This is a genomic window from Bacillus ndiopicus (genome assembly GCF_000612805.1).
GTDB classification, from domain to species: Bacteria; Bacillota; Bacilli; order Bacillales_A; family Planococcaceae; genus Metasolibacillus; species Metasolibacillus ndiopicus.
The window spans coordinates 1-26682 of record NZ_HG964409.1 but is presented as its reverse complement, the minus strand read 5'-3'; the positions used below and the strand labels follow the sequence as shown (position 1 = coordinate 26682).

General features: G+C 36.5%; 25 protein-coding genes. 10 read left to right on the top strand and 15 right to left on the bottom strand.

All coding sequences use genetic code 11. The annotated features are described in order from the left end of the window. Window positions 1–27 precede the first annotated feature (27 nt). Complete coding sequence (gene rpsF, locus TY13_RS16605) at window positions 28–318, bottom strand: 30S ribosomal protein S6 (protein WP_042478403.1); 291 nt, start codon at window positions 316–318, stop codon at window positions 28–30. A 295-nt stretch (window positions 319–613) separates the two neighbouring features. Between rpsF and TY13_RS16600 the strand changes: the two genes are divergently transcribed. Both TY13_RS16600 and TY13_RS16595 read left to right on the top strand, forming a co-directional pair. Further along, window positions 614–1141: a DUF3267 domain-containing protein gene (locus TY13_RS16600; RefSeq protein WP_042478400.1), complete on the top strand. Its 528-nt coding sequence runs from the start codon at window positions 614–616 to the stop codon at window positions 1139–1141. 116 nt (window positions 1142–1257) lie between these two features. Continuing rightward, complete coding sequence (locus tag TY13_RS16595; protein WP_042478398.1) at window positions 1258–1737, top strand: hypothetical protein; 480 nt, start codon at window positions 1258–1260, stop codon at window positions 1735–1737. Window positions 1738–1915: 178 nt separating this feature from the next. On the opposite strand, the gene ychF is transcribed toward TY13_RS16595, so the two are convergent. The 3 genes from ychF to TY13_RS16580 all read right to left on the bottom strand — a co-directional run bounded on the left by ychF (window position 1916) and on the right by TY13_RS16580 (window position 4231). Continuing rightward, a complete protein-coding gene (ychF, locus tag TY13_RS16590) occupies window positions 1916–3016 on the bottom strand; it encodes a redox-regulated ATPase YchF (RefSeq protein WP_042478396.1) in 1101 nt (366 codons plus the stop codon). Window positions 3017–3107: 91 nt separating this feature from the next. Beyond that, a complete protein-coding gene (locus TY13_RS16585) occupies window positions 3108–3308 on the bottom strand; it encodes a DUF951 domain-containing protein (protein ID WP_042478394.1) in 201 nt (66 codons plus the stop codon). Between the two features lie 2 nt (window positions 3309–3310). Next, a complete protein-coding gene (locus tag TY13_RS16580) occupies window positions 3311–4231 on the bottom strand; it encodes a mechanosensitive ion channel family protein (protein ID WP_042478392.1) in 921 nt (306 codons plus the stop codon). A gap of 81 nt (window positions 4232–4312) precedes the next feature. On the opposite strand from TY13_RS16580, the gene yyaC reads away from it, so the two are divergent. After that, window positions 4313–4924, top strand: a complete 612-nt coding sequence (gene yyaC / locus TY13_RS20310; RefSeq protein ID WP_074432977.1) for a spore protease YyaC — start codon at window positions 4313–4315, stop codon at window positions 4922–4924. Here yyaC and TY13_RS16575 read toward each other — a convergent pair. The 11 genes from TY13_RS16575 to rpmH form a co-directional block, all read right to left on the bottom strand. Next, window positions 4841–5545, bottom strand: coding sequence for a DUF554 domain-containing protein (locus tag TY13_RS16575; protein ID WP_042478390.1), 705 nt, complete (start codon window positions 5543–5545; stop codon window positions 4841–4843). The two genes, yyaC and TY13_RS16575, sit on opposite strands and share 84 nt — an antisense overlap. A gap of 13 nt (window positions 5546–5558) precedes the next feature. Then, window positions 5559–6407 (bottom strand): ParB/RepB/Spo0J family partition protein, encoded by an 849-nt coding sequence (locus TY13_RS16570; RefSeq protein ID WP_042478388.1) that lies wholly within the window; start codon window positions 6405–6407, stop codon window positions 5559–5561. Next, complete coding sequence (locus TY13_RS16565; RefSeq protein WP_042478387.1) at window positions 6400–7161, bottom strand: ParA family protein; 762 nt, start codon at window positions 7159–7161, stop codon at window positions 6400–6402. The genes TY13_RS16570 and TY13_RS16565 overlap by 8 nt, the downstream gene beginning before the upstream one ends. 398 nt (window positions 7162–7559) lie before the next feature. Then, window positions 7560–8441, bottom strand: a complete 882-nt coding sequence (gene noc, locus TY13_RS16560) for a nucleoid occlusion protein (RefSeq protein ID WP_042478385.1) — start codon at window positions 8439–8441, stop codon at window positions 7560–7562. A 340-nt stretch (window positions 8442–8781) separates the two neighbouring features. Further along, window positions 8782–9498, bottom strand: a complete 717-nt coding sequence (rsmG, locus tag TY13_RS16555) for a 16S rRNA (guanine(527)-N(7))-methyltransferase RsmG (protein ID WP_042478383.1) — start codon at window positions 9496–9498, stop codon at window positions 8782–8784. Between the two features lie 145 nt (window positions 9499–9643). After that, the gene (gene mnmG, locus TY13_RS16550) at window positions 9644–11539 is read right to left on the bottom strand and encodes a tRNA uridine-5-carboxymethylaminomethyl(34) synthesis enzyme MnmG (RefSeq protein ID WP_042478382.1); all 1896 of its coding nucleotides are present in this window, start codon (window positions 11537–11539) and stop codon (window positions 9644–9646) included. A gap of 21 nt (window positions 11540–11560) precedes the next feature. Then, window positions 11561–12946: a tRNA uridine-5-carboxymethylaminomethyl(34) synthesis GTPase MnmE gene (gene mnmE / locus TY13_RS16545; RefSeq protein ID WP_042478380.1), complete on the bottom strand. Its 1386-nt coding sequence runs from the start codon at window positions 12944–12946 to the stop codon at window positions 11561–11563. A 323-nt stretch (window positions 12947–13269) separates the two neighbouring features. After that, a complete protein-coding gene (gene jag, locus TY13_RS16540) occupies window positions 13270–14037 on the bottom strand; it encodes an RNA-binding cell elongation regulator Jag/EloR (protein WP_042478378.1) in 768 nt (255 codons plus the stop codon). After that, complete coding sequence (yidC, locus tag TY13_RS16535) at window positions 14034–14804, bottom strand: membrane protein insertase YidC (protein ID WP_042478375.1); 771 nt, start codon at window positions 14802–14804, stop codon at window positions 14034–14036. Before yidC ends, jag begins: the two co-directional genes overlap by 4 nt. Window positions 14805–14898: 94 nt before the next feature. Then, a complete protein-coding gene (rnpA, locus tag TY13_RS16530) occupies window positions 14899–15237 on the bottom strand; it encodes a ribonuclease P protein component (protein ID WP_042478373.1) in 339 nt (112 codons plus the stop codon). 71 nt (window positions 15238–15308) lie between these two features. Then, complete coding sequence (gene rpmH / locus TY13_RS16525; protein WP_004233310.1) at window positions 15309–15443, bottom strand: 50S ribosomal protein L34; 135 nt, start codon at window positions 15441–15443, stop codon at window positions 15309–15311. A gap of 651 nt (window positions 15444–16094) precedes the next feature. Between rpmH and dnaA the strand changes: the two genes are divergently transcribed. From dnaA to TY13_RS16490, 7 genes are all read left to right on the top strand, one after another. Beyond that, complete coding sequence (dnaA, locus tag TY13_RS16520) at window positions 16095–17438, top strand: chromosomal replication initiator protein DnaA (RefSeq protein WP_042478371.1); 1344 nt, start codon at window positions 16095–16097, stop codon at window positions 17436–17438. Window positions 17439–17628: 190 nt separating this feature from the next. Beyond that, entirely contained in the window at window positions 17629–18765 is a 1137-nt protein-coding gene (gene dnaN / locus TY13_RS16515; protein ID WP_042478368.1) for a DNA polymerase III subunit beta, read from the top strand. A gap of 133 nt (window positions 18766–18898) precedes the next feature. After that, a complete protein-coding gene (gene yaaA, locus TY13_RS16510; RefSeq protein ID WP_042478367.1) occupies window positions 18899–19126 on the top strand; it encodes a S4 domain-containing protein YaaA in 228 nt (75 codons plus the stop codon). Next, on the top strand, window positions 19123–20235 hold the full coding sequence (gene recF, locus TY13_RS16505) for a DNA replication/repair protein RecF (protein WP_042478365.1): 1113 nt from the start codon (window positions 19123–19125) through the stop codon (window positions 20233–20235). Before yaaA ends, recF begins: the two co-directional genes overlap by 4 nt. A gap of 58 nt (window positions 20236–20293) precedes the next feature. Next, complete coding sequence (gene gyrB, locus TY13_RS16500; RefSeq protein ID WP_042478364.1) at window positions 20294–22219, top strand: DNA topoisomerase (ATP-hydrolyzing) subunit B; 1926 nt, start codon at window positions 20294–20296, stop codon at window positions 22217–22219. Between the two features lie 24 nt (window positions 22220–22243). Beyond that, window positions 22244–24715, top strand: coding sequence for a DNA gyrase subunit A (gene gyrA / locus TY13_RS16495; protein ID WP_042478362.1), 2472 nt, complete (start codon window positions 22244–22246; stop codon window positions 24713–24715). 427 nt (window positions 24716–25142) lie between these two features. After that, on the top strand, window positions 25143–26237 hold the full coding sequence (locus tag TY13_RS16490; RefSeq protein WP_042478360.1) for an HD-GYP domain-containing protein: 1095 nt from the start codon (window positions 25143–25145) through the stop codon (window positions 26235–26237). The last annotated feature ends 445 nt before the right edge of the window (window positions 26238–26682 follow it).

Genomic DNA, 26682 nt, shown 5'->3' with positions numbered 1-26682 from the left:
CCTCCTTTTCAGCATTATGGTTAAAAATTATTTTTCTTCTTCGCGAACAGCGATATGACGGATAATGTCTTCGCTAATGTTTGCTAAACGAGTGTATTCGTTGATTGCTTCTGTACCAGCGTTTACTTTCACGATTTGGTAGAAACCTTCGCGGAAGTCGTTGATTTCGTAAGCTAGACGGCGTTTACCCCAGTCTTTTGCTTCGACGATTTCAGCACCGTTTGAAGTTAAGATTTCGTTGAAACGCTCTACTAAAGCTTTCTTCGCTTCTTCTTCAATGTTCGGACGAATGATGTACATTAATTCATACTTTCTCATCTTTGTTTTGCACCTCCTTATGGACTTGGGCTCTCCTATAATTATAGGGAGCAAGGAGTAAGTAACTTGTATTACTCACAACTGTGAATTATAGCATGTTTGGAAAGTGTATGCAATATATTTCTATATTATCCTGCATTAACGGACAGTAGTTTTTACTGCGACGAGTAATCGCAGGAGTGCACACAGACATCCTCGCCAAGACTTGAGGCGAAATCAAATTACTTAAAATTTCACTTTATTCGACATGCTATCATTTCATCGTTAAAATGATTACTAAGTTAGGAGTGGTCATATGACAGAAGAGCAGCCTAAAATAATTGAGTTGAATATGATGAAAATAGCAAAGCTGAATCTTTGGCTAACGATTGGCTTCAGTGTTGTTTTTACTATTATTTATAAAATCATTTATGGGCAAACGAATTTTTCACTTTTATCAATGCTAGCGATGGCTGTTTTATATATTGTTTTCATCATTTTACATGAAGTATTTCATTTAATTGGCTTTATGGTGTTCGGCGGGGCAAAGTACAAAGAGCTTAATTATGGCGTTAATTTAAAGCTTGGCATTGCTTATGCAACAACGATAAAACCCTTGACCAATAGTGCAATGAAAAAAGCTTTATTATTGCCATTTTGGACAACAGGTGTTTTCCCAACTATTCTAGGATTTTATATGGAAAGTTTTGCGCTAGTCATTACTGGTGCTTTATTAATCGCAGGTGCGGTCGGGGATTTTGCGATGTATAAAGAGCTTCGAAAATTTCCGAATAATGCGCTTGTCAAGGATGACCCGAAGTTACCGAAACTATATGTATATTAAACGAGGCTAATGGTGAATTTTAATCGTAAGTGACTTTCTATCAGTCTCTATGTACATTTTGTTTATAGCAATCTTCTTCAATTTTTAGAATTTGATAAAACGAAAGGGAATTTATCATGAAAAAAATACGAATTGCTTTTATTGTATTATTCATTTTAGCGGGATGTTCAAATAAAGAAGATACGAACCAACAAACAAGCAACGATAATGAAAGTAAATTAAATGTATTGATTCAACAAAATGAAGAACTAAAAAAGCAACTAGAGGAAAGACCTAATTTGCCATCTACCCAATTGAAGGAAACATTGAATCTTTCTATTAGAATCATTCAAGCAATGAACAATTTAGACTTTAACTATCTTGAAACAGTTATAGATTCTAATGTAGCAATAGATCATGAGAAAAAAGCTTTTATCTTTGAGAATGGTTATGAACAAAATTTTTTAAACGTTGATTACAGCATTTTAGAATATCGATTTCATCATTTAGAAAACAACGTTATAACAGTCGGTTTTGGTCAGCATAATATCGCAATTTATTTTGAATTCTCCCAAAAAGATGGGCAATACTTATTAAATTCACTTATTACCAATTAAATATTATTGATTTGGCAGACGAAAATGATTTTCTAAGAAAGTTATTTTATCCATGCTTAATACATATAAATATGAAGTTTTATATTATATGATTTTTAAAATAGTTAAGGGATTGAGTTGCGAGGATTTTTAAAAATGGGCTAAAAAAGAGTTGCCATATGAGGCAACTCTTTTTTTATTAAACGTTAAAACGGAATAGCATAATATCGCCGTCTTGCACAATATATTCTTTACCTTCTAAACGTACTTTTCCAGCTTCTTTCGCTGCTGTCATTGAGCCTAGCTCAACTAAATCATCATAGGATACTGTTTCTGCACGAATAAACCCGCGCTCGAAGTCAGTGTGAATAACACCTGCACATTGTGGTGCCTTCATACCTTTACGGAACGTCCATGCACGTACTTCTTGTACGCCAGCCGTAAAGTATGTAGCAAGTCCTAATAAATCATAAGAAGCACGGATTAATTGGTCTAAGCCTGATTCCTGAATGCCTAGCTCCTCTAAAAACATTGCTTTTTCTTCGTCGTCAAATCCCGAAATTTCCTCTTCGATTTTCGCACAAATTGTAATAACTTGTGCGCCTTCTGCTGCTGCAAATTCACGTACCATTTGAACATATTTATTACTATCCGCATCTGCTACTTCGTCCTCAGATACATTTGCAACATATAGCATCGGTTTAATTGTTAATAAATGTAGACCTTTAATTACCTTTAGCTCATCGTCTGAAAGCTCCGCTGCACGTGCTGGTTTTTCAGCTTCAAGTGCATCTTTCAACTTTACTAAAATTGGCTCTTCAATTAATGCTTCTTTATCTTTTTGCTTTGCCATTTTCGATACGCGCTGCAATCTTTTATCTACAGATTCCATATCAGCTAAAATAAGCTCTAAATTGATGACTTCAATATCATCGATTGGGTTTACTGTACCTGCTACATGCGTAATATTTTCATCTTCAAAGCAACGTACTACCTGACAAATTGCGTCTACTTCGCGAATATGTGCTAAAAATTTGTTTCCAAGCCCTTCACCTTTTGAAGCACCTTTTACGATCCCTGCAATGTCCGTAAATTCAAATGCTGTTGGTACAGTTTTTTTCGGTTCTACTAATTCTGTTAATTTATTTAAACGTGCGTCTGGTACTTCTACGATACCTACGTTCGGATCAATTGTTGCGAACGGGTAGTTGGCAGCAAGTGCGCCAGCTTTAGTAATAGCGTTAAATAGCGTTGATTTGCCGACGTTTGGTAAACCGACGATTCCAGCTGTTAATGCCATATATGACACAACCTTTCTATGTTCAGTTCATTTTACTTAAGTTGATAGCCTTTTCTATTATATTGATAATACGTCTAAAAGTCTAACTGCATTATTGTTCATTTGCCTTTTTAATAATCTTTTTCATCTTTTTCTCAAATTCACGTCTAGGAATCAATACGCTATGTCCACAGCCCTCACATTTAATGCGAATATCAGCTCCTAAACGAATAATTTTCCACGCATTTGTTCCACATGGATGCTGCTTTTTCATTTCAACGATATCATTTAATTCAAATGCCTTTACTTCCAACTCTATTCTCTCCCTTCAATTTCTCGTCCCATGACACGATCATACAGCATCATTTTCGGGAATGGAGTAGGTATTCCATTTTGCTCTAATAAGTCCTTCACATCTTGACGAATTGTTCGAGCAATCGTCCACTGCTTTAATGGTAATGTTTCTGCTATAATGCGAACAGTGATTTCATCGCTAGTCGCATTTTGAACACCTAAAAAGACAGGGACATTTGTTAATGTTGAATATTTTTGTGGCAATCCTTCTAAATAAGCTGTAATTAGCTTTTCTGCCTTTTCAATATCAGCATCTATATTTAATTGCATATCAATCATAAATTTTGAATGATTGATTGAATAGTTTGTCACATTTGTAATTGAACCATTTGGAATAATAAATTGCTCACCCGTATTGCCCTTTACTTTTGTTGTGCGTAAGCCAATCTCCAGTACGGTTCCCTCTGCTCCATTAATTTTAATATAATCGCCCACACCAAACTGATCTTCAAAAATAATAAAGAAACCTGTAATAACGTCTTTTACTAAGCTTTGTGCACCGAAACCAATTGCTAAGCCCGCAATACCAGCCCCTGCAAGTAACCCCGCAATTTGAATATCGAGCGCAGATAAAACACCCATTATTGCAGAAAAGTATACTAAATATGATAAAACACTTTGCAATAATTTTAATATTGTTTTTTGGCGTCGCTCTGAGTGATTTAGAGGAGAACGCATACGTACAACGAAAATCTTTTCAATAATCTTTCTTCCAACACGAACTGCAATATAGGACACTGTCATAATGGCAATTATTTTTATAGAAGCGAGTAAAATAAAATCCCATAATTCTTCACTTGTTACGTATTTCCACGCTTTTTGGCTAATGCGTGCTAAACCATTTAAATCTACTGTTGGTGCCGTTAAATAATTTAATCCCATTTTTTCACTCCTTGTATAAGAAACTAATAAACTGAGTATACTTCACAAATATAACGTATTTTTAGAAAGTGAGTGAAACAAATGTATAATCATTCTGTTCATTATGAAGCATCAAGTGCAGTATGGAAACTGAGTGACATCTTTTTACAAACAATCCCCTTTGAGCATAGTCAGCTCGTCTTTTGCTGTATTGGAACGGATCGCTCAACCGGCGATGCACTTGGACCATTAATCGGTAGTCTGCTGACGAAAAGCTATGCATTCCCTTTTGATGTTATTGGGACATTAGAAGAGCCATTACATGCTTTAAATTTACTAGATACATTTAATGATTTACAAGCACAAGCTGAACCTCCATTTATCGTAGCAATCGACGCTTGCTTGAGCGAAAAAAACCGCATAGGAAATATTATAGTAGAAAATGGCCCACTTTTTCCAGGAAAGGCTGTAAAAAAACAATTACCCCCAATTGGTGACATTTCCATTAAGGGCATCGTCAACATTGGAGGCTTTATGGAAGCACAAGTATTACAAAACACTCGTCTTCATTTAACATATAGCATGAGTGAAAAAATTGCTCGTTCGCTGCAGCTAGCTTGGCAACGCCATTTATTGAAAAATAAACATACCAGCTACAATAATAGCCACACACAAAATACTTGGCAGCAAATTGGCTACTCGAATTTTCGTTAAACCTGTAATATTTAAACCAATTGCTAAAATCATAATACCGCCAGTTGCCGTCATTTCTTGAATAAATAAATCAAGTGCTTCCTGTGGGATATACTGGCTAATCGCACCAGAAAAAATAGCTATAATTCCTTGATAAATAAAGACGGGTATAGCAGATAATAAAACACCAATCCCTAAAGTAGAGGCTAAAATAATTGATGTAAAACCATCAATTATACCTTTAGTAATTAAAATATCATGATCATTACGTAAACCACTATCAAGCGCACCTAGTATTGCCATAGAGCCAATGACAAAAATGAGCGTCGCTGTCACAAAGCCTTCAGCAATAGACCCACTACTATTTTTCCCAAATAACGACTCAACCCATTTACCAAATTTGTTAAACCATTTGTCTAAATCAATCCATTCACCGATCATCGTACCAACAACAAGACTAATAATAACAATGACAAAATTGCCACTCGCAAAGCCCATTTGAATACCTAGAACTGCAACTGCTAAACCGATAATAGACATAACTGTTTCCTTCATTTTTTCTGGAATATTACGAAACAGTCTGCCAATAAATGCCCCAGCTATAATTAGCACAGCATTTATTAATGAACCTAATAAAATCATCTTTACCTTCTCTCTATTCAGTGCGCTCTAAACGTAAAATTTCTAAAATACGCTCTAAATCCTCATCAGAGTAAAATTCAATTTCTATTTTTCCTTTGTCTTTCTGTTTTTTGATTTGTACGCCTGTTCCGAAATAGTCTCGAAGTTGTGCTTCTGTAGCCTGTACAAAAATATCACGTGCTGGTGTTTTTGTTTCACGTGAAACATTTTCATTTAATGATTGAACAAGGGCTTCTAGTTGTCGCACATTTAATTGTTGCGCAATAACCTTTTTTGCAACTTCAACAATCTGCCTTTTATTTTTTAAACCAAGTAATGTACGGCCATGCCCCATCGTTAATGAGCCGTCATTTACTAATGCTCGAATTTCTTCTGGTAGTTGTAATAAACGAATATGATTTGCAATATGTGGTCTACTTTTCCCAAGACGATTCGCTAAGTCTTCCTGCGTGAAATTCAATTGCTCAATTAAGCTACTATACGCTTCAGCTTCTTCGATTGGTGTTAAATCTTCACGCTGTAGGTTTTCTAATATAGCTACTTCCATCATTTGTTGCTCAGTCATTTCTTTTACGATTACAGGAATTTCAGCTAAACCAGCTAGTTTCGCGGCACGGTAGCGACGTTCGCCTGCAATAATTTCAAATTTCCGCCCCTTTTTTCGTGCAATAATAGGCTGGATAATCCCATGTTCTTTAATTGATTGTGCAAGTTCTTCTAAGGCCTCATCTTGAAAAAGCTTTCGAGGCTGGAATGGGTTTGCTACAAGCTTATCAATAGCAATTTGTTGCACATTCCCTTCTTGCTGTACTGCCTCCTCTGGAAAAAGTGCTCCAATACCTTTACCTAAACCTTTAACCATTTTTAATCACTTCCCTTGCTAGCTCTACATACATTTCTGCACCTCTTGATTTTGCATCATATAAAATAATAGGCTTTCCATGGCTCGGTGCTTCTCCTAAACGAATGTTACGTGGAATAATTGTTTTATATACTTTATCCTGAAAATATTTTTTTACTTCTTCTATTACTTGCAGCCCTAAATTTGTCCGTGCATCAAGCATTGTCAAAAGGACGCCTTCTATCATTAGTTGTTGGTTTAAATGCTTTTGCACAAGACGAACTGTCGATAGCAGTTGACTTAAACCTTCTAATGCGTAATATTCACATTGTACAGGAATAATAATTGAATCAGACGCTGTTAATGCATTAATTGTCAATAAACCGAGTGATGGTGGACAATCGATAATTATGTAATCATAATCTTGCCGTATTGGCTGTAGCGCATTCTTTAATTTTCCTTCACGTGAAATAGCTGATACAAGCTCAATTTCTGCACCAGCTAATGAAATTGTTGCAGGTACAACAAATAAGTTTTCTACTTGCGCTGGTAAAATTTTAGTCGTAATATCTTCATCATCAATAATGACGTCGTAAATACAACCATGTACATCTGCTTTATTTATACCTGTGCCACTTGTTGCATTGCCTTGTGGATCGATATCAATTAACAGTACCCTTTTTCCTAAATAAGCTAAACAGGCACTTAAGTTTACAGATGTTGTTGTTTTGCCGACACCACCTTTTTGGTTAGCAATTGCAATAACTTTTCCCATAATCCCACCTACTTCCTACAAATCAATATTAAATATCGTAAATACTCTTTAAAGGTATTCTATCAAAATTTACGCGTAGTTCCTAAAGTTATCCTACTATTCTAACAAAAAAACTCCCACCTAAAGTTGGTGAGAGTTCACATTTTGATTTAACCTCTGGCAAATGTCATAGATTTTCTAAAACTCACTAGACAGAAAGTGAAACTTCAATTAGTTGGGCTTTTTCTCATCCCTACTGATTGTTAGCTTTCACCAATCGGGCTTTACGGAAAGTTGTCGCCATCCATTCCTTTTTTTCTCAAATCTTAATGTCGGCGTCTGTACTCCTGCAGTTACTCGTCGCAGAAAAACTACTGTCCGTTAATGCGGATAAAGTTAGCAAAGGTATAATTGATAAATTATTTTTTCTTCGGAATTTTAACAGTGATTTGATAGTACTCCTCAGTATCTTCTTCTTCTGTTTTCAGTTGGATACCGCTTTTCGTAACCATTGTTAAAGATTGTTTAATTGTATTTAAAGCGATGCGTACATCCTTACTAATTGCTTTACGCTTCGGCTTTTCTTTTTTTACAGGCTCTTCCTCAGTAGATGGAGATAGCAATTGTTGAATTTGCTCTTCAAGCTGACGTACGTTCCATTCATATTCTTTCGTAGCTGTAATTAGCTGTAATTGTAATTGCTCATCCTTAATTGCAATTAGGGCACGTGCATGTCGTTCTGTAATTTCACGTTTTAAAATCGCCTCTTGTACAAATTGAGGAAGCTTTAATAAACGTAGCTTATTTGCTACGGTTGATTGGCTTTTTCCTAGACGCTGTGCAAGCGCCTCCTGGGTTAATGAATGCAATTCAAGTAATTGCTGATATGCTAATGCTTCTTCAACTGCTGTTAACTCTTCGCGTTGTAGGTTTTCAATTAATGCTATTGAAGCTGTTTCTTTATCGTTTAGCTGTCGTACAATAGCAGGTACTTCAATCCATTGTAATTTTTTCATTGCACGATAACGTCGCTCACCTGCAATGATTTCATAGCCATCCTCGCCATTTCGTCTACGTACTACAATTGGTTGAATAACACCATGTATATGAATGGTTCTTGACAATTCTTCGATTTTTTCATCGTCAAATACAGTACGAGGTTGAAAACGATTCGGTATAATCTTTTCAATAGGGATTTTCACTACTTCTTCTGTAGCCTTTTTTTCTTCTATAGCTGCTACTTCACTTTTTACTTCAGACTCTTTTCCGCCTCCGAAAAAACGTGAAAAAGGACTTTTCATCCGAGTGGCACCACCTTTAAGAAACTTCTTACTCACTATCAATATTATTGATTATTCAAGTTGAAATGTACATAGTTTGGAATCAACTTCGCATCTACGTATTCTATCATTAATTAATGCCTACTATCATTATGTATGCTTGAAAACGATAAAATATCTATCAAACATACAAATTACTTACGAGATTTATCTTAAATCAGTGGAACACTACATCCTATTAGCTCAAAGTCTCTAGAGAATGACATAGATTTTGAAAAGAGACTATAGTGACGATTTTAAGTTAACTTCCACTAGTAAACTTGAGAAAAATCTAAACTATAGTTAGCCGAGGCATAATTGGTTATTGAATTGGCGTTTTGTTTGGAACACCTGGCTTACGAGGATATTTTTTCGGCGTCGACTTTACTTTATTAAAAACATATAAAGTGCGCTCACTTTCTTCTACTGGCAACTCAAATAAAAATTCCTTTTTAAGCTCTGCACCAAACGTTGTGATAGCTTTTTTGGCTTCTGCTAATTCCTGCTTACCTGCTGCTGCTTTCAGTGCGACAAATTGGCCCCCTTCTTTAACAAGTGGAACACATAGCTCTGATAAAACTGAAAGTCTAGCTACTGCACGAGCTGTTACTACATCAAATTTTTCGCGATATTTAGCATTTTGACCAAATTCCTCTGCACGGGCATGAACAAATTCAACATTTTTCAAGCCTAACTCTTCACTTAAATGGTTTAAAAACGTAATTCGTTTATTTAATGAATCAACGATTGTGATTTCTAAATGAGGGAAACAAATTTTAATTGGCAGGCTTGGGAAACCAGCCCCTGCGCCTACATCACAAACAGATGTCACCTTTGTAAAATCGAAATAAAAGCTGGCACTAATGGAATCATAAAAATGCTTTAAATAAACACCTTCTAAATCAGTGATTGCCGTTAAATTCATTTTTTCATTCCACTCTACGAGTAGCTCAAAATATTTTTTAAATTGGGCAATCTGCGCATCTGTCAGCTCAATGCCCTTTGCCTTCAATGCTTCAATAAATTGTTGCTCGTTCACTACAATTCTCCTTTAGTTAAAGAGCGCTCGCAAATGGAGCGCTCTTATGTTATCAGTGACGCCTTGATGCGCCAAGTTTTTTCTAATTCGAAAAAACCATTTCAAAATTTGTAGCATTTGCTAGATTCAACTATCTAATTCAGACTTAATCATTGGCCACGCGGGCAATTTTTCCTTGTTCAATATAAACAAGTAAAATTGAAATATCAGCTGGGTTTACACCTGAAATACGAGATGCCTGTGCAATTGATAACGGATGAACAGATTTCAATTTTTGACGGGCCTCTGTTGCTAATCCTGAAATCGCATCATAATCGATGTTTTCTGGAATTTTTTTATCTTCCATTTTGCGTAAACGTTCAACTTGTTGTAACGCCTTTTGAATATAGCCTTCATATTTCAATTGAATTTCAATTTGCTCTTTTACTTCCTCAGAGAACTCTTTATCTGAAGGGGTTAAAGATGCTACTAGATCATAATGCATTTCAGGACGTTTTAATAGATCTGCGCCTCGAATACCATCCTTTAATTCCGTTCCACCTACTGAGCGAATAGCTGCCTGTGTGTCAGCATTCGGCTTAACAATTACTTCACGTAAGCGAGCAATTTCTTGTTCAATTTGCTCACGCTTCGCCGTAAATTTAGCGTATCGTTCCTCAGAAACCATACCTATGTTATAACCGATATCAATTAAACGCATATCTGCATTATCGTGACGTAATAATAAGCGATATTCAGCACGTGATGTTAATAAACGATAAGGCTCATTTGTCCCTTTCGTTACTAAATCATCAATTAACACGCCGATATATGCGTCTGAACGGCTTAAAATAGTTTCTTCTTTGCCGAGAATTTTAGAAGCAGCATTAATACCTGCCATTAGACCTTGTGCAGCTGCTTCCTCGTAACCTGAAGTACCGTTAATTTGGCCTGCTGTATATAAATTTTTAATACGCTTTGTTTCTAATGTTGGCCATAATTGCGTTGGTATAACTGCGTCGTACTCAATTGCATAGCCTGCACGCATCATTTCTGCATTTTCTAATCCTGGTACAGATGCAATTAATTTTTTTTGCACATGTTCCGGTAAACTCGTTGATAAACCTTGAACATAAACTTCACGTGTATTGCGTCCTTCTGGCTCTAAGAAAATTTGATGACGCGGCTTGTCATTAAAGCGTACGACCTTGTCCTCAATCGATGGGCAATAACGCGGTCCAGTTCCTTTAATCATACCAGAGTACATCGGAGATAAATGTAAATTTTCTTCGATGATTTGATGTGTTGTTGTGCTTGTGTATGTCAACCAGCATGGTAGCTGATCCATAATAAATTCAGTCGTTTCAAAACTAAACGCACGCGGTACATCATCACCTGGTTGAATTTCCGTTTTCGAATAATCAATTGTTCGATTGTTTACACGTGGTGGTGTACCTGTTTTAAAGCGAATAATGTCAAAACCAAGCTCCTTCAAATTATCAGCAAGCTTAATAGATGGTTGCTGATTATTTGGACCACTTGAATATTTTAAATCGCCAAGAATAATTTCTCCGCGCAGGAATGTACCTGTTGTAATAATTACTGATTTCGCACGATAAATACCGCCGATTTGAGTAATAACACCTTTCACTTCACCATCTTCTACAATTAATTCCTCAACCATTGCTTGGTGAATTTGAAGATTTTCTTGTTCTTCTAATAAGCGTTTCATTTCTTGCTGGTAAAGCACTTTGTCTGCTTGTGCACGCAATGCACGAACAGCAGGACCTTTACCTGTATTTAACATTCGCATTTGAATATGCGTTTTATCTATTACTTTCCCCATTAAACCGCCTAATGCGTCGATTTCTCGTACTACAATTCCTTTTGCTGGACCACCAATTGATGGATTACATGGCATAAAGGCAATCATATCAAGATTAATCGTTAGCATTAACGTTTTGGCGCCTAATTTCGCTGCTGCATAAGCCGCTTCAGCACCTGCGTGTCCGGCACCGATAACAATGACGTCAAATGTACCTGCTTCATATTGTGTAGGCATGCTGTAACTTCCTTTCATTTTTTATTTTCCTAAACAAAACTGTGAGAATAATTGATTGATTAAGCTTTCTTGCACTGTATCACCGACAATTTCACCAAGAATTTCCCATGTACGTGTTACATCTATTTGTACCATATCGACAGGCACACCTGCGTTAGCTGCGTTCAATGCGTCTTCAATGGTTTGCCTTGCTTGATGTAGTAATGCAATATGACGTGCATTTGAAACATACGTCATATCCCCACCTTCAACTTGCCCTTCAAAGAATAATGCAGCAATCGCTTCTTCTAGCTCCACTACTCCCTCTTCTTTTAATAACGAAGTTGTAACGATGCGACGCCCACCAGCTAATTTTTTGACACGTTGCAAGTCAATTTGCTGCTGTAAATCAGTTTTATTCACAACAACGATATAGTCCATCTGTTCAATCGTTTCAAATAAACGCTCATCCTCAGCTGATAAGCTTTCCGCGCCATTTAATACGAGTAAAATTAAATCTGCTCCTTTTAAAGCCTCTCTTGATCTTTCTACCCCTATGCGCTCAACGATATCTTCAGTTTCGCGGATACCTGCTGTATCAACTAAACGCAATGGCACGCCGCGCACATTGACATACTCCTCTATAATATCACGCGTTGTACCTGCAATATTTGTTACAATCGCCTTATTTTCATGCACTAAACTATTTAGCAAAGAAGACTTCCCTACATTTGGTCTTCCTAAAATAACAGTAGATAATCCTTCACGTAAAATTTTCCCTTGTGAAGACGTCGTTAGTAATTTATCTATTTCGTCACGTACCCAGCTGCATTTTTCTAGCAATACAGGCACTGTCATTTCTTCTACATCATCATATTCTGGATAATCGATATTCACTTCTACTTGCGCTAACGTTTCGAGTAGTGCTTGTCTTAGTTCTCCAATTAAACGCGATAGCTTACCATCCATTTGTGTTAATGCTACATTCATCGCACGATCTGTTTTGGCACGAATTAAATCCATTACAGCCTCTGCTTGGGATAAGTCAATTCGTCCATTTAAAAAGGCCCGCTTCGTAAACTCCCCTGGTTCTGCTAATCTAGCTCCATAACGCAAGACAAGCTGTAACACACGATTAACAGAAACAATTCCACCATGACAGTTAATTTCTACAACATCTTCACGTGTAAATGTTTTCGGCCCCCGCATTAACGATAGCATTACTTCTTCTACTACTTCCTCTGTCTTAGGATCGATTAAATGCCCATAGTGAATCGTATGTGTAGCTTGAACAGCTAAATTTTTTCTATTTGGCGCTTGGAATATTTTATCTGCTATCGCTATTGCTTCATCTCCACTCAGTCGAACGATTGCAATAGCACCTTCTCCCATGGGTGTGGATATCGCAGCAATTGTATCAAAATCCATCACAAAGCCTCCTGACCTCATTGTGTTAATAACTTTTTTATAAAAACAAGATTATCCACATGTGGATAACGTAACCGAACGATATTTCCTAACAACTTAGATTAACATATTTTCAGCAAAATCTAAAGTGAGAAGGAATTGTAATATGTTTGTGGTTGACAAAGTGATGCGTGCAATCATTTGTGTAGATTTTTCTATAAAAAATGAAACAACATGTTATTTTTACCACACTACATTGTAAATAAGAATAGCAAAAGCTGTCCGAAAAGTGGTTCGTTAGCCTACTTTTCGGACAGCCATTATTTATCTGTATGCATTATTGATTAATTATTTGTTGACACAATAACCAAATAGCGATTTGGTTCTACACCCTCTGAATATGTTTCAATATCCAGTCGATTTGTTAAAGCGTGATGGATTATTTTTCGCTCATAGGATGGCATTGGCTCTAATACTACTTGTTTACCAGTGCGAACAGCTTTGTCCGCCATGCGCTCTGCTAGTTGCTCTAATGCGGTACGACGGCGTTCACGATAATCCTCTACATCTAACTTTACAAGCATAAAAGTTTTTGCACTTTTGTTTAACACAAGCTGCGTTAATTGCTGTAAAGCATTTAATGTTTGTCCACGTTTACCAATTAAAAGTGCAGCCTTCTCACTTTCTAAGTTAAAAGTCGTATACTTGCCTTCTGTTTCGTGCTCTATGTGTAAATCGTTAATTCCCATACTTTGAGCGACACTTTCAATATAAGCTTTCGCTTCTTGTATAGGATCTATATTTTGTTCCTCTTCTGCTGGTTGAATCAGCTCTTCATTCACGTCATCAGTCTGAACTTGTTCCCCGAAAACTTCCACTACTGGGGCTTCCACTAGTGGTTCTTGAACTTGTACTTCTTCTACAGCTACATGATTAACTTCTTCTTTAATTGTTACACGCACCTCAGCAAGGCGTGCACCAAAACCTAAAAATCCTTTTTTACCTTCTTGTAAAACTTCAACATCTACTTGTTCGCGGGTTTTGCCAAGCTGTTGTAACGCTAATGAGATCGCTTCTTGTACCGTTGCGCCTATTTGCGTAATTTGCTTCACTTTTTCGCTCCTCCTGTAGTAGCTTCTGGTTTGTTTTTATTCCAAGGCTTATAAATTACAAGGTTTTGAGTTACAGAGAAAATATTCCCGATTACCCAATATAATGATAGTGCTGCTGGTAAGAACATACCAAAGCCCATAATCATTACTGGCATAATGTACATCATCATTTTCATTTGTGGGTTATCAATTGCTGGGCCTGTCATTAATACTACAAATTGGAATAAACCTGCAACAATTGCGAGTACCACGCTAGGTTCAGCTAGCGGGAAAATTAAAAATGTACCTAAATCAAATGCTTCAGGTGTTGCATTCATACGATTAATCGCATGGTAGAAACCCATTAAAATTGGCATTTGAATTAATACAGGTAAACATCCCATTAAAGGATTCGCACCTGATGTTTGCATTAATGCCATCATTTCTTTTTGATATTGCTGCTGTGTTGCCGCATCTTTAGAGCTATATTTTTGTTGTAGCTCTTTTAATTTCGGCTGTAATTCCTGCATCTTTTTAGAGCTTTTAATTTGCTTGATTGTTAGTGGTAAAATAGCAGTTCTAATAATAATCGTTGTTACGATAATACCTAAACCGTACGTACCAAGCAATTCAGCAAAATATTGAATGACTGAAACTAACGGCCAAACGATGAACTCATTCCAAAAGCCTTTGCTTTCAGCTGAGATCGGTTGGTTATATTCTGAACAACCTGATAGCAATAATACGGTAGCAACCAATGTCAGAACTATCCAAAGTCTTTTTTTCAACTTTCTTCCCCCTAGACCAACTACTCTATTTATTCATTTGTGTTTGAAAGTATTCTAACATGTGAAGACGCTTGCACTCCACTATTTTGTAGAATCACTTTATTACTTTTGCAATTTTTAATACATGCTGCAAGCTCTTCTTCGTTTCATGGAAATTTAAAGTGGCCGCCTGATGTCGGGCGATAATAACATAATCCATATCCTGTCTTACTTCACCCTTTATTTCAAGGAATGTTTGACGGATATAGCGCTTTATTTGGTTACGTGTTACGGCTTTTCCTACCTTTTTGCTTACTGATAAGCCAATACGAAACTCCTCTTGCGCCTCCTTTGTCAAGCAATATACGACAAATTGGCGATTTGCAAAGGATCTTCCTTTCTTAAACACCTTTTGAAAGTCTTCGTTTTTTTTAATTCTTTGGCGTTTATTCATTCCTTCACCATCTCCATCTACTCATTTCGCCTTATATAGAAAAAAAAGACCACTGATGTGGCTCAGTGGACTTATGCTGATAATACTTTTCTTCCTTTACGACGACGAGCAGCTAATACTTTACGACCGTTTTTCGTGCTCATACGTGCGCGGAAACCGTGTACTTTACTGTGCTTGCGTTTTTTAGGTTGATATGTGCGTTTCATTTATATTACACCTCCTATGAATGAGAGTTTTCTATTTATCTTTTTCGACATACAGACTTGCATATTATATATATAAACCTTGCTATTTGTCAATCCTTTAATAAAAGCATGTTTCCTTCTTATTTTTCTCTTACTTATCCACAACTCAAACTACTTTAATAAAAATAAGTATGTGCATAATTTTTTTTGCTTTTTAAATTATCCACATACGTTATTGACAAGTTTTTCACAAACTAATAGCATGTGGACAACTATTTTATAAACAGTTTGCACTATGTGGATAAGTTTGTTAAAGTATTGTAATTGCTCGTTTTTTTTGATACGATAAATGTGTTTTCTTTTGTGGACGAATTTTTTGGGAAATATATTATCCACAGATGTTGATAATCTGTGGACAACATTATACATATGCTTTGGATATCATTTATCCACAAGCTGTGATTATGTGTATGTCTATTTATATATTTGTATAAATGAAATAAAAAATAATTACTCCTTTTCATTGTGTCTAGATTTTTTTCGAGTTGACTAACGTCTCTCTTCACAATCTATAACATTCGCAAGAGACTTAAACTAAATTCAGTGGAGTTTGGACAACTACTAAACTGAATCAAGTTAAAAAATAAATTTCGAACGAAAGGACGAATCCGCTTGGAGCATTTAGAAGAATTATGGAATAATGTCCTTGCTCAAGTAGAACGAAAGATTGCAAAACCAAGCTTCGATACATGGCTAAAACCCACAAAAATTTTAGCTTATAATGGATCGACTATCACAATTGCCGCTCCAAACTCCTTTGCACGTGAATGGCTAGAAAAGCACTATATTCACCTTATAACAGGCAGTTTAAACGAATTAATAGGAGAAGATTTGGTCATTAAATTTGAAGTTCAAAATGAGCAAAATGAGGACGATTTTGAGCTACCAGCACCCAAAGTTCAAGGTCACAATCAAGATCATCAAGAAATTTCACCCGGAATGTTAAATCCGAAGTACACATTTGATACATTCGTTATCGGTTCTGGGAATCGCTTTGCGCATGCAGCTTCCCTAGCTGTTGCAGAAGCACCAGCAAAAGCATATAACCCGTTCTTTATTTATGGGGGAGTAGGGCTTGGCAAAACACATTTAATGCACGCAATTGGTCACTATGTGCTTGAGCACAACCCTACAGCAAAGGTTGTATACTTATCATCTGAAAAGTTTACGAATGAATTTATTAACTCGATACGTGATAATAAAGCGATTGATTTTCGCAATAAATATCGTAATGTAGATGTTTTATTAATCGACGATATTCAATTTTTGGCAGGAAAAGAGTCTACACAAGAGGAGTTTTTCCATACGTTTAACACGTTGCATGAGGAGTCAAAACAAATTGTTATATCGAGTGACAGACCACCTAAGGAAATTCCTACACTGGAAGATCGCTTACGCTCACGCTTCGAATGGGGCTTAATTACAGATATTGCACCACCTGATTTAGAAACAAGGATTGCTATTTTACGTAAAAAAGCGAAGGCAGACCATTTAGATATTCCTAATGAGGTAATGCTTTATATTGCTAATCAAATAGATTCCAATATTCGTGAATTAGAAGGCGCGTTAATCCGCGTTGTTGCTTATTCTTCCCTTGTTAAAGAAGACGTGACACCAGAGCTTGCAGCTGCTGCGTTAAAAGATATTATTCCAAACGCTAAGCCGCGCATGATTTCAATTTTAGATATTCAGAATGCGGTTGGAGAGCATTTTAATATTCGCTTAGAGGATTTTTCTGCTAAAAAGCGTACAAAGTCAATTGCTTTTCCTAGACAAGTTGCAATGTACTTATCACGTGAGCTGACGGACTTCTCATTGCCAAAGATTGGTGAAGAGTTTGGAGGACGAGACCATACAACGGTTATTCATGCACATGAGAAAATCACAAATCAGCTAAAAAATGATCAGGGGCTTCAACAAGATATTAAACAAATTAGAAGCATGCTAGGTAAGTAAGCTTATTTTTTTGTTCATCATGCATGGGGATAACTTATCGATTTTTGTACAAACTTATACACAGTCTATCTACATGTGGATAGACTGATTTTACTTGTTAAAAAGGCACTTATCCACAAATCCACAGCGCCTATTACTATATCTATTTATTTATTTATTATTTTAATAACATTATATATGGGGGTACGTTATGAAATTTGATATTATGCGTGACCGGCTTTTAGCTGGATTAAACGACGTTATGAAAGCAGTTAGCTCAAAAACAACAATTCCAATTTTAACGGGTATTAAAATTGACGTAACACACGAAGGTTTACATTTAACAGGTAGCGATGCTGATATTACAATCCAAACTTTTATACCTGTTGAAGAAAATGGAGAACAATTAATTAATGTTAGTGCAACGGGCTCTATCGTATTGCAAGCACGTATGTTCAATGAAATTGTTAGAAAGTTACCTACAAATGATGTAGAAATTGAAGTATCAGCAGGTTTTGCAACAAATATTCGCTCTGGTAAATCTGAATTCCATTTAATTGGTCTAGATGCTTCAGAATATCCTTTACTACCAGAAGTGGCTGCAGATCGCCAATTCTCAATGCCAGCAGACTTATTAAAATCTGTTATACGTGAAACTGTATTTGCTGTTGCAACATCTGAGAGCAGACCAGTGTTGACAGGTGTAAACTGGAAGATATTAGATAATGAATTAATATGCGTTGCAACGGATAGCCACCGTTTAGCTCGTCGCAAAATTCAGCTAGAACAATTACCAGCTGAAATTAATAGTGTTGTAATCCCTGGTAAAAGTTTGAATGAATTAAATAAAATTTTAGAAGACACAACAGACCTAGTACAAATTGCATTAACGAATTATCATGTGCTATTTAAAACAGATGATGTATTATTTTTCTCTCGCTTACTAGAGGGCAATTACCCAGATACATCCCGTTTAATTCCTGAAGAATATAAAACAAATGTCACGATTAATGGTAAAGCATTGTTACAAGCAATTGACCGTGCATCACTATTAGCACGAGAAGATCGCAATAATGTTGTACGCTTTGAAACATTAGAAAACAATACAGTAGAAATTTCATCAAACTCACCTGAAATCGGAAAAGTAGAGGAACAAATTTCAGTGGAAAATCTTGAAGGCGAAGCGCTTAAAATTTCCTTTAGCGCTAAGTACATGATGGAAGCTTTACGAGCAATCGATGGACAAGATGTAATTATTCAATTTACAGGTACTATGCGTCCGTTTATTTTACGTTCAATACATGATGACGCAATTTTACAACTTATTTTACCTGTTCGTACTTACTAAATTTAAAAAGCCTAGAAAGTTTCAGAAATATAACTTTCTAGGCTTTTTCTTTATTGAATCGCTTTTCTTACGCAGAAGCTGTTTTTTTGGTATGATAGAAAGATAGATTTCTTTTAGCGGAGGATGAACAATCGTGCAAGATATATTTATTGATACAGAGTTTGTGACATTAGGACAAGTGTTAAAAATGACGGATGCAATTAGCTCCGGCGGGATGGCAAAGTGGTTTTTAAGTGAACATATTGTTTATGTCAATGGCGAAGTAGATGATCGCCGTGGACGTAAGCTACGCAACGGTGATGTAGTGAATATCCCTGGCATCGGTCGCTTCCGTATAGTTGTGAACGGTGCAAGTGAATGAATATTGAGCAATTGAAGCTGATAAACTATCGAAATTATGAGTCATTAACGCTTGATTTTTCTCCTAAAATAAATGTTTTTATTGGGGAAAATGCACAAGGTAAAACAAATGTGATGGAATCCATCTATGTTTTAGCTATGGCCAAATCCCACCGTACATCGAATGATAAAGAATTGATACGTTGGAATGCAGACTATGGTAAAATAGAAGGTGTTGTGCAAAAGCGTTATGGCAGTCTCCCTATTGAGCTGACAATATCAAAAAAAGGCAAAAAAGGCAAAATAAATCACCTTGAGCAAACACGCCTAAGCGATTATATCGGACAAATGAATGTCGTTATGTTTGCGCCAGAGGATTTACATGTTGTCAAAGGAAGCCCTCAATTACGACGACGCTTTATTGATATGGAAATTGGTCAAATATCTCCTGTATATTTACATGATTTATTATCGTTTCAGAAAATCTTAAAACAACGAAACCATATTTTAAAAAGCAATCAAGGTCGCCACGCATTAAATGATGTAATGTTCGATGTTTATACAGAACAGTACATACAAGCAGCTGTTCAAATTATTCGCAAAAGATTTCAATTTATGGAGCTATTACAGGCATGGGCTGAGCCAATACATGCTGGTATTTCGCGTGGATTAGAAAAGCTTATTATAAAATACCGACCAATTTCAGGACTAGTAGCAGATCAAAGCGCGGAGCAAATGGCAACACATTTAGAGCAAAAGCTACTAGAAGCACGGAAAAGGGAGTTAGAGCGCGGTGTAACATTAGTAGGACCACATCGAGATGATTTGCAATTTTTTGTCAATGACTATGATGTTCAAACATATGGTTCGCAAGGGCAGCAACGCACGACAGCTTTATCTCTAAAGCTTGCTGAAATTGAATTAATTAAACAAGAAACGAAAGAAACACCCATCTTATTATTAGATGATGTGTTATCAGAGCTAGACGATTATAGACAATCACATTTATTAAATACAATTCAAGGTGAAGTTCAAACATTTGTTACTACGACAAGTGTCGAAGGAATTCATCATGAAACGATTGAACAGGCCAGATTGTTCCATGTGAAACAAGGTTCTATTGAAAATTAAAAAAGCCTTTGTGGAATAATTGGTTGCATAGAGTGTGAAGAAAGAGTGGGTGAACATAGTGTCTTTAGAAGAAAAAGACGTTCAGCAGCAGGCATATGATGCTGATCAGATACAAGTATTAGAAGGCTTGGAAGCAGTTCGTAAACGTCCAGGGATGTATATTGGTTCTACAAGTTCAAAAGGTCTACACCATTTAGTATGGGAAATCGTTGATAACAGTATTGATGAAGCACTGGCTGGCTTTTGTACAGATATTACAGTAGCAATTGAAAAGGATAATTGGATTCGAGTTGAAGATAATGGCCGTGGTATTCCTGTAAGTACTCAGGAAAAAATGGGCTTACCTGCTGTTGAAGTTATTATGACGGTGCTACACGCTGGGGGGAAATTTGGCGGTGGCGGTTATAAAGTATCAGGTGGTCTACATGGTGTAGGTGCTTCAGTTGTGAACGCATTATCTATTGAAACAGAGGTTTACGTAAAACGTGACGGTCATGTGCATAGTATTAAATTTGAACGTGGACGTACGGTTCAGCCACTTACGGTTGTTGGTGATACAAATGAAACAGGAACAACGACACGCTTCAAAGCAGATGCGGAAATTTTTACTGAAACGACTGTTTATGAATATGATATTTTAGCTACACGTGTGCGTGAATTAGCGTATTTAAACCGTGGAATTCGTTTAACGATTGCAGATGAGCGTGAAGAAGAAGTGCGTTCAATTACATATCACTATGAAGGTGGTATACGTTCATATGTTGAGCATTTAAACGCTAACAAAGAGCCTATTCATGATCCAATCGATACTAATGGGGAAAAGGATGGTATTTCTGTTGAAATTGCAATGCAATATAATGCAGGCTTTTCTTCTACGATTATGTCGTTTGCGAATAATATTAATACGTATGAAGGCGGTACACACGAATCAGGCTTTAAAACTGCTTTAACGCGTGTTATTAATGATTATGCACGAAAAGGTGGTTTACTTAAAGAAGCGGATGCCAATTTAACAGGGGAGGATGTACGTGAAGGTTTAACAGCTATCGTATCTGTTAAGCATCCAGACCCACAATTTGAAGGGCAAACAAAAACAAAATTAGGTAACTCAGAAGTAAGCCAAATTACGAATGCGTTATTCTCAGAAGGTTTTGAGCGTTTTATGCTTGAAAACCCAACTGTTGCACGCCAAATTGTTGAAAAAGGCTTAATGGCAGCTCGCGCTCGTGTTGCAGCGAAAAAAGCACGTGAATTTACACGTCGTAAATCAGCTTTAGAAGTATCAAGCTTACCAGGAAAATTGGCTGACTGCTCTTCTACGAATCCTGCTGAATGTGAAATTTACATTGTTGAGGGTGATTCTGCTGGCGGTTCTGCAAAAAACGGACGTGACCGTCATTTCCAAGCAATACTCCCTTTACGCGGGAAGATTTTAAACGTAGAAAAAGCGCGCCTAGATCGCATTCTTTCAAATGCTGAAATTCGCGCAATGATTACTGCTTTTGGTACAGGAATCGGAGAAGAATTTAATTTAGAAAAAGCGCGTTATCATAAAATTATTATAATGACGGATGCCGATGTCGATGGCGCACATATACGCGTGCTATTATTAACGTTTTTATTCCGCTTCATGCGCCCGTTGATCGAAGCAGGCTATGTGTATGCAGCTAAGCCACCACTATACCAAGTGAAACAAGGGAAGCATGTGGAATATTGCTATTCAGATGAAGAGCTAGATGAAATTTTAAGTCGATTATCAAGCATACCAAAGCCAAACGTACAGCGTTATAAAGGTTTGGGTGAAATGAACGCAGAACAGTTATGGGAGACGACAATGGACCCAGCACATCGTACATTAATTCGTGTTGAATTAGATGATGCACTTGAGGCAGATCGCATTTTTGATCAATTGATGGGAGATGACGTTGAACCACGCCGTCATTTCATTGAAGAAAACGCTGTGTATGCAGATTTAGATATTTAGTCGTTTGGAAGGGAGGTCTATATTTTGTCTGAGATCGAACATGGAAATATTCAAGGAAGAAATATTACAACTGAAATTAAAACATCGTTTTTAAGCTACGCGATGAGTGTTATTGTAGCGCGTGCTTTACCAGATGTACGGGATGGTTTAAAGCCCGTACATCGTCGAATTTTATATGGGATGCAGGAGCTAGGAAATACATCAGATAAGCCCTACAAAAAAAGTGCCCGTATCGTAGGGGACGTAATGGGTAAATATCACCCACATGGTGACTCTTCTATTTACGATGCAATGGTGCGTATGGCGCAAGATTTTAGTTATCGTTATATGCTAGTAGATGGGCATGGGAACTTCGGCTCTGTCGATGGTGATGGTGCAGCTGCGATGCGTTATACAGAATCACGTATGTCGAAAATTGCAATGGAAATGCTACGTGATATTAATAAAGACACGATTGATTATGAACCTAACTATGATGGTAGTGAACAAGAGCCAAAAGTATTGCCGTCACGTTATCCAAACTTACTTGTGAACGGTACTTCAGGTATTGCTGTAGGTATGGCAACAAATATTCCACCGCATCAGCTTGGTGAAACGATTGATGCAGTGCTAGCTTTATCTGAAAACCCAGCAATTACGACAGAAGAGCTAATGGAGATTATACCAGGACCAGATTTCCCAACAGGAGGGCTAATTATTGGTCGTTCTGGTATTCGTCGAGCTTATGAAACAGGTCGCGGCTCTATCATTATTCGAGCTAAAGTAGAAATTGAACAAAGTAGTAGTGGTAAAGAAACAATTTTAATTCATGAGCTTCCTTATCAAGTAAATAAAGCGAAGTTAATCGAAAAAATTGCTGAACTTGTACGTGATAAAAAAATTGATGGTATTACGAATTTACGTGATGAATCAGACCGTCGCGGTATGCGTGTTGTAATTGAAGTACGTCGTGATGCGAATGCGAATGTTGTATTGAACAACTTATATAAGCAAACAGCAATGCAATCTAGCTTTGGTGTAAACATGCTTGCGTTGGTAGATGGTCAGCCAAAGATTTTAAGCTTAAAAGAGGCACTTCATCATTATTTAGAGCATCAAAAAGTTGTAATTACTCGCCGTACAGCATTTGAATTACGCAAAGCAGAAGAGCGTGCACATATTTTAGAAGGCTTGCGTATTGCGCTTGATCATATTGATGAAATTATCGCAATTATTCGTGGCTCTCGAAGTGGTGATGAAGCGAAACCGGTATTAATGGAACGCTTTACATTGAGTGAGCGACAAGCACAGGCAATTCTTGATATGCGTTTAGTTCGTTTAAGTGGCTTAGAGCGTGAAAAGATTGAAGCTGAATATCAAGAGCTACAAAGATTAATCGCTGAATTAAAAGCGATTTTAGCGGATGAAGCAAAGGTGCTTGAAATTATTCGTAAGGAAATACTTGAAATTAAAGAGCGTTATAATGATACACGCCGTACAGAAATTACTGCTGGTGGACTTGAAATGATTGAGGATGAGGATTTAATTCCACGTGAAAACTCAGTCGTGACATTAACGCATAATGGTTATATTAAGCGCCTTGCTGCAAATACATACCGTTCGCAAAAACGCGGTGGTCGTGGTGTGCAAGGTATGGGAACAAATGAGGATGATTTTGTAGAGCATTTATTATCTACATCGACTCACGATACAATTTTATTCTTTACATCTAAAGGTAAAGTGTTCCGTGCAAAAGGCTATGAAATACCTGAATTTGGTCGTACAGCAAAAGGTTTACCGATTGTAAACTTGTTAAACATTGAAAAAGATGAAAAAGTAACAGCGATGATTCGTGTAGAATCTTTCGATGAAGATGCTTATTTTATTTTTACAACGAAAACAGGCATTACAAAACGTACGCCAGTATCACAATTCGCTAATATACGCACCAATGGTTTAATTGCTATTAGCTTACGTGAAGATGATGATTTAATTTCTGTGCGTTTAACAGATGGTAAGAAGCAAATTATTATTGGTACACAAGATGGTATGCTCGTTCGTTTCCAAGAGGAAGATATTCGTTCGATGGGACGCTCAGCTGCAGGTGTACGAGGTATTAAGCTGCGTGAAGGTGATTATGTAGTTGGTATGGAAATTATTGAGCCAGGCCAGGAAATTTTAGTTGTTACAGAAAAAGGCTATGGAAAACGTACACCAGAACAAGAGTATCGTTTACAAAGTCGCGGTGGTGTGGGCTTAAAAACGATGCAAATTACTGAGAAAAACGGAAAAATGTGCGCGGTAAAAGCGGTTGATGGTACTGAGGATATTATGCTTATTACGATTAACGGCATGCTTATTCGAATGGATGTGCAGGATATTTCCGTTATCGGTCGTAGCACACAAGGTGTCCGTTTAATTCGCTTAGCAGAAGAAGAATATGTTGCAACTGTAGCAAAGGTAGAAAAAGATAATGCAGATGAAGCGATGGAAGACGAGGATGAAAATATAGAGTAAAAGATTAGTAAGGCAAAAAGATCTTTTACCAATTAGCTGATCTTCACTTCTAATTTTTTAAAATCTAATTTTATTACGCCGATGTGTAACTAATAAATTTATGTAGGGGCTGTGGAAAGGCAGATGAATATCTGACTTACCACAGCCCTTTTAACTTGATTCAGCAAATCTGTTCTTCGACGAGTAACCGCAGGAGTAATTCTTTACTGTTACAAAAATGAAGCAAAGAATGCTTCTCTAGCTTTTCTCAGTGAGTGTTCAAAAGCTCTTTGAAATAAAGGAACTTAATCTAAGAGAACTACACATGTGTGTAAAGCTCTATGAATGTCACAGCCTTTGAAGGCATAATTGATAATTACTACTATATTTATACAAATTGTTAAGATACAATGGAAAGAAAAGTACGCATATAAAGGTGGTTTTTAAGTTGGAGACTACTCACGTAAATGTTAAGGAATTAAATGTAGGACAAATAACAGCAGACAATATATTTTCAAATACACAATACCCTATTATTTATAAAGATACGAAAATCACTTACGAGCATATTCATATTTTAAATGTATTTAATATTAAGGATATTCCAGTTTATCAGCAAATTTCGGAGAATAATAAAGCGACAGATGTTGTTGAAACTACTTCTATACAACAGGTAGAACAGGTAGCTTCATTTGAAAAATCCTATGCATATGCAATCCAACAATTTAAAAAGGAATTTTTTAATTGGGAATCAGGCGCAAAAATTGATATGACAAAAATACGTGGAATGGCAATCCCACTAATTGAACAAGTACTGGAAGACCGTTCATATATATTTGATTTAAACAGCTATTCAAATCCACAAGATTATTTATACCATCATTGTATAGCAACAGGTTTAATCGCATCGATTATGGCGCAAAAGCTGGGTTACGAAAAGGGTATTTGCATTCAAATGGCAATAGCGGGTATATTGGCGGACTCTGGAATGGCAAAGATTCCTGCTAAAATTCGTCATAAGGCTAGTAAGCTGACACCGCAGGAGTTTGCAGAAATACGTCAACACCCTGTTCATAGTTATATAATGGTAAAAGACTTAGCTGCATTAAAAAGTGAAATGAAGAAAGCCGTTTTCCAACATCATGAAAGGCTAAATGGAAGTGGTTATCCAAAAGGAATAATGAGTGATGAAATTTCAATTTTCTCTCAAATTATTGCGGTAGCTGATGTCTATCATGCGATGACTAGCGAGCGACTATATAGTGAACAAAAAGCAACGTTCCAAGTAATAGAGATGATTAAGGAGTCGGAGTTTGGAAAGTTTGATATAAAAGTTGTTAATGCTTTAATCGCTATTGTAGCTGATCTGCCAATCGGTACTAAAGTTGAACTATCCAATAAAGAGCGTGCAGAAGTAATGTTTATTAATAAGTATGCACCGACGAGACCATTAGTAAAAATTATAAGGAATGGTGAAATTATTGATTTAGCGACAGTGCGTTCTTTCTATATATCACGTGTTATTACAAAAAGTGATAATTAGATATGTGTTTGTTGTTTAAAAACTATTTGTACAAATTCAATACGGCAATTCTTGACCATTTTTCCGAGCGCTTTTGAAAAAATCTATTAAGGCTATATACCTTGACTCAATGGTATTCACATTGAGTCAAGGTTAGGCGTATAACATATTAATCTGCTAATCTCGAATATATTAATATTTGATTGAAAATTTTTTCGAAAACTATTGACCTTATATAAAACATCTGATATTATTTATGAAGTCGCTGTGATACGTAAGTAACTCTTTTGGAAATGAAATTTCAAAGAAAATAAATTTTAAAAAGTAGTTGACTTTAAAAACACGACATGTTATTATATAAAAGTTGCCTCTGATAAGAGCGACTAAATAGAAATGAACCTTGAAAACTGAACAAGCAATACGTGAATGAATAAAGTTTCATTGAAATAGATGAAACACAATTTTG